General features: G+C 59.6%; 2 protein-coding genes. One reads left to right on the top strand and one right to left on the bottom strand.

The window, feature by feature from the left end:
• Positions 1-200: hypothetical protein (locus ACXJ7R_RS33740; RefSeq protein WP_457155572.1), on the bottom strand; the 200-nt coding region annotated here is incomplete at its 3' end.
• A gap of 56 nt (positions 201-256) precedes the next feature.
• On the opposite strand from ACXJ7R_RS33740, the gene pglZ reads away from it, so the two are divergent.
• The coding region (gene pglZ, locus ACXJ7R_RS33735; protein WP_457155571.1) for a BREX-3 system phosphatase PglZ at positions 257-1,131 on the top strand (875 nt) is incomplete at its 3' end.

Here is a 1,131-nt window from a genome sequence, read left to right as displayed (position 1 = left end):
CGGGCGAGCACCCATTCTCCGCCTTGCGCCAGGAACACCTCGACGCGATCGATCGGGAGGTAGAGCGCGGCACCACGGCCATGATAGCCCGGCGCCGGGCTATCGAGCGGGTCGGACTCGCCGAAGTGCGCCAGCACCGTCTGAAACGGTGTGATGCCGAAGACGCTGAGTGGCGAAGGGAAGTAGCGGACGCACGGCAAATTGTGCCCGACATTCGGCCGATCCTCTTGATGCGAGTCATTGGGGCAAGAGCGTCATGACGAACTGGCGCGATGCCATCCTGGCGCATTTCGTACCGCACGTCAGCCGGCTCACGATCGTTGCTGATCCGGACGCGCTTCTGACAGAAGAGCGCCTCGCAGTCGAATTGCGGCAAAAGGGTTTCGATCTGGTCGAATTTACAGATTCGATCGAGTTCCGCTACGCGTGTGAATCACAGTATCGGTCGGTCTGGGATCGCGGAGAGCGCACGGATCTTGTTGTCGTCTTGCGCCTGACAGACTCCTCCGCTGATTCGCTTCCTTACGACTTGTTGCGCGCTGGTCGAAGGTTGGCTTTCGATTTAGGAAGCTTATTTCCTCACCTCAGTTATCGGGTCCTGCAATCGCTTGATCGTGGCCTTTTGGACGAGGTCTTCGACGCCCAAACCAGAGCGGCACCCGACCGAATGGGGGACAACGCGACCAAAGACTTCATCCTGCGCCACGTCTTCGGCATCGCCGCAGAGTTGATTGCCACGGACACCGACTTGCTGCGAGCGCTGCTACGGCTGCATTACCGGAGCATGCGCCTGCCGTCTGCGCTGAGCGACAGGCTCGTCAAGGTGCTTAAGGTGCCAGGCGCGTTCAGTGGCTGGCCGCTTGAGGCGATCATTTCGGATGACGCCACCTTCTATGCTTTCCTTCAGGAGGGTTGGCCAGGTTTTCTGCGCGGCCACGATGGTTCCGGCCTCCACGAAGAAGGGGCGGAATATGGCGGTATATATTCTGGCCCCGATAACCTTCCCTTCGGCCATCATGATATCCGCGTTTACATCGACAATCTCTTCGTTGAGGGAAAGTTGAGGCCGGTGCATCTGCCGGCAGGTGCGCCCCTGCCCCAGAGCTGGATGCAGAGCGGCATCATCAATGA

The organism is Mesorhizobium sp. P5_C1, assembly GCF_054049815.1.
The sequence above is the reverse complement of the archived record's forward strand: the minus strand, read 5'-3'. Positions and strand labels throughout refer to the sequence as shown.